Origin of the sequence: Arthrobacter sp., assembly GCF_030540645.1 — a bacterium.
Lineage (GTDB): Bacteria > Actinomycetota > Actinomycetes > Actinomycetales > Micrococcaceae > Specibacter.
Genome location: NZ_JAUNVV010000144.1, coordinates 1 through 3427, shown reverse-complemented (window position 1 = coordinate 3427; position 3427 = coordinate 1). Strand labels below are relative to the sequence as shown.

The 3427-nt window shown below is 60.6% G+C and carries 4 protein-coding genes; 2 read left to right on the top strand and 2 right to left on the bottom strand.

The window, feature by feature from the left end; translation table 11 throughout:
• On the top strand, positions 1-951 hold a 951-nt coding region (locus tag Q4P21_RS15995), incomplete at its 5' end, for an alpha/beta hydrolase (protein WP_303389711.1).
• A gap of 128 nt (positions 952-1079) precedes the next feature.
• Entirely contained in the window at positions 1080-1769 is a 690-nt protein-coding gene (locus Q4P21_RS15990; protein WP_303389710.1) for an SDR family oxidoreductase, read from the top strand.
• Positions 1770-1792: 23 nt separating this feature from the next.
• Here Q4P21_RS15990 and Q4P21_RS15985 read toward each other — a convergent pair whose 3' ends face one another.
• Together Q4P21_RS15985 and Q4P21_RS15980 are read right to left on the bottom strand one after the other, a co-directional pair.
• Positions 1793-2395, bottom strand: a complete 603-nt coding sequence (locus Q4P21_RS15985; RefSeq protein ID WP_303389709.1) for a heme-binding protein — start codon at positions 2393-2395, stop codon at positions 1793-1795.
• 46 nt (positions 2396-2441) lie between these two features.
• Positions 2442-3260, bottom strand: a complete 819-nt coding sequence (locus Q4P21_RS15980) for an IclR family transcriptional regulator (protein WP_303389708.1) — start codon at positions 3258-3260, stop codon at positions 2442-2444.
• Positions 3261-3427 lie beyond the last annotated feature (167 nt).

Here is a 3427-nt window from a genome sequence, read left to right as displayed (position 1 = left end):
TCCGCCAGCCGGGCCGACGTCGCCCTCTTCTGGACGGCGCGTATCCTGTCCGTGGTTGGAGTTATCGTGGCAGCCGTTGCAGCCTTTCTTACAGGCGCCATGCTGATACACGGTCAGCCCGCGTATGCAGTTCTGCTTTCTGTGATTTTCCTGGCCGGGGTAGTGGTTGCCCTGCGCTTCTGGGGCAGGCGAACTGCGACGCATGCAAGGTTCAAAACCCTCCGGTGGATTGCGGCCGCTGTATTTGCCGCAGTATTGGCCATGGCGCTGTGGCTTGTACCTTCCACCGCAACTGAACCGTCGCTCTCAGCCATGAAATCCGATGCCAAGGTCACCGTTTCCGAGACGCCGGAGCAGATTGTCTTGAGCTCTACTGGAGCGGTGAGCGAGCTCGGAGTGTTTTTCCAGCCCGGAGCCCGTGTCGATGCACGCGCGTACGCCGCGTTCCTGCGGCCGTTGGCCGAAGCAGGCCACACCGTGGTCATCCCGAAGCCGCCGTTTGGCATCGCCTTCCTGTCGACAGGCGCCTTCAATGCGGCACGGGCAGAGCACCCGCCCGTTGACCGCTGGGTGGTTGGCGGCCATTCGTTGGGAGGCACCGTCGCTGCGATCGACGCCCAGTCCCACTCTGCCCCTTCCGGCGACGGGGTGGTGGGACTTCTGCTGTACGCCTCCTACCCGGCAACTGACATGAGCACGCTGACGGCAAAGGTGCTCTCGATATCCGGTTCAAACGATGGATTGGCAACACCTGAAAAGATCAACGCGTCGAAGGCCAACCTGCCGGCAAAGACCACGTACACGGTGATTGAAGGCGGGGTACATGCGGACTTCGGCAACTACGGACCCCAAGCCGGAGACGGTCAACCTGGGATCAATCCCGACACCGCACGCAAAGAAATCACCGAGGCCAGCCTGACGTTTGTGGAGTCGCTGAGCAGGCACGGGTAGTCCGGAGTTCGTTAGCGGAATCTGCGCGGCACGCGATCCTAAGTTGCTGCCATTGGCGTCCTCCTCAATCCGGCTCCGGCAGCTTCCCGCCGTTGTGTGAACACTCGACCTGTTGTTACGCTTCGCCCATGACAGACTTACGCGATGCGCATCTGCTGGTTGTTGGTGCCACGGGCGGACTTGGGAGCGCCATTTCCCGCCGGTTGGTCCAGGAAGGGGCACGCCTCACCCTTGCTGGACGGAACGAGGCGAAACTCTCTGCCTTGGCCGGAGAACTCGGCAATAGCGTTGTTGCAACCGAGGCAGCTGACCTCAGCGTCCCCGGTGGGCCATCTGCCGTGGCTGCTGCAGTGGCAGAAGGCGGTGGGCTTGACGGTGTGATTTATGCGGCCGGCGTGGTTGCATTCGGGCCGTTGGAGGAACTGGACGACGACACGTTCGATGAGTTGCTGCTGTTGAACTTCGTTGCTCCTGTGCGGTTGTTGCGGAGTTTGCTGCCGCAGCTGAATCCAGGATCCGTGGTGGTGCACCTGAGCGCCGTTGTGGCAGAAACTCCGATGAAGGGGATGGCAGCGTATTCGGCGAGCAAAGCAGCATTGACGGGCTTCAGCACCGCCATGGCCGCGGAACTGCGCCGGCGCAAAATCCGGGTTCTTGATGTCCGCCCCCCGCACACGCAAACCGGACTTCATTTGCGCCCCATCTCCGGAGCCTCGCCGAATTTGCCCCAGGGCTTGGATCCTGACGCTGTTGCAGCCCGGATAGTGGCAGCCATCGCGGACAACGAGGCAAGCCTTCCTGCTTCCGCCTTTGGCTAGAAGTACGGAGGCGAAGCGGCTGATCAATGTCCGGAGATGGCGGGAGAGCTGTCGTCGAGGTCAAGCATTATTTCGTTGCGTCGCATGAACCATGGTTTGAACGGTGGATCGAATTTGGCGAATCGTGGTGGACCGACGCACGTGATTCCTGCCGCGTCCACAGCCGCTCTTAGCTCCTCAAGATGGCGCCGATAGCTCTCCGTGCTCCACCGGCCGCTGAATCTGATGACCGCAGCCCGGGCCTCCGGAACCACGCGCAATTGCACCTGTGAGCTGGTAGGCTGCGGTGCGTTCTCCAAAGTGAAACCTTCGGGCAGAACAAAGGCAACCCGAAACTTATTCGTCTCTGCCCTGCCGGAGGCATCCTCCATTCCCTGCTGAACAACGGGGGAGGTCATCTGGATTTTTTCCGACGCAGCGTCCTGCACCACCGGTGCAGTCATGGCGACCTCGCGGTTTGAGCGGTTCTCACCGCTTATGTAGGAAAAGAGGTACCGGAATGCGCGGTTGCCGGCGTCTTCAAAGGAACCGTCAATGACGACCTCGGCAAGCAGATGTTCAGGATAACGACGAACCTCAAAGTCGGCGAATTTTTGCTCAATCTGGTACGGCTGTTGTTCCGTCATGTCACCAAGCTACGCCTGCAGGCTCGTTTGTGCCATGGACGCCGGATCAGGGGGTTGGTGCTCCGCCAAGCCTGAGCGTGATGATGTGGGCACACTGTTTTGCAGCCTCACCCAATGTCTGCAGTTGTTCAGGGGACACCCGGAACCGGGGTGCGGGGATGAGGACGGCAGCCACCGCTTCACCTCGGTGGTCGAAGACCGGGGCGGCCACACCCACCTCATCCATGGACGACTCGCCATAGTTGGTGGCATAGCCACGCTTGGCGACATCGGCGAGCCGTACTAAATAGGCCTCCAAGCCCGTTTCGTCGAGACCGGCAAAATGGATGGTGCCATTGACCATGAGTTCACGCACCCGTTCCTCGGATTCCAGGGAAAGGAACACCTGCACAGAAGAGCTCATCGCATCACGGTAGCGGGCACCCAGAGGTGCGGTGTGCTTCACCTGCTGGGGGCTGGGGATTTGTTCCACGCACATGGACTCGCGGCCGTTCCACACCATCAACGCACTGGTCTCGGCGGTCCGCTCGGTCAGGCGCTGGAGAATGGGATAAGCCACGCGCCGTTCATCCAGCTCCGCCAGCAGCGGCCCCGCCATGGCGATCAAACCAAGCCCCAACTTGTACCGGCGTCCATCGGAGCCGCGCTCTACCAGCTCTTCCTGCTCCAAGGTGGTCAGAAGTCGCGATACCGTGCTCTTGTGCATGCCAACCCGGTCTGCAATCTCCGTGACGCCCAACAGCGGCTCCGCAGCAGAAAAGCACCGCAGCACCGCGATCGCGTTCACAATGACAGAGGTGCCGCGCGCATCGGTGGTGCCGTTCCCGGCATCGGACTTCACTGTTGCAATACTCATGGAAACCATCTTTCCTTATTCCATTGCACTTCTGTGTGGAAACACAAAGTCAGGTGTGCTGTGGCGACCTGGCCGGCCACCACAGCACACCTGACTTAGCTTGAACTTACTGTGAATTGCCTGGTTGCTAGACGTTGACGATGTTGTGTTCGGGGCCGAATCCGAACTTCGTGATG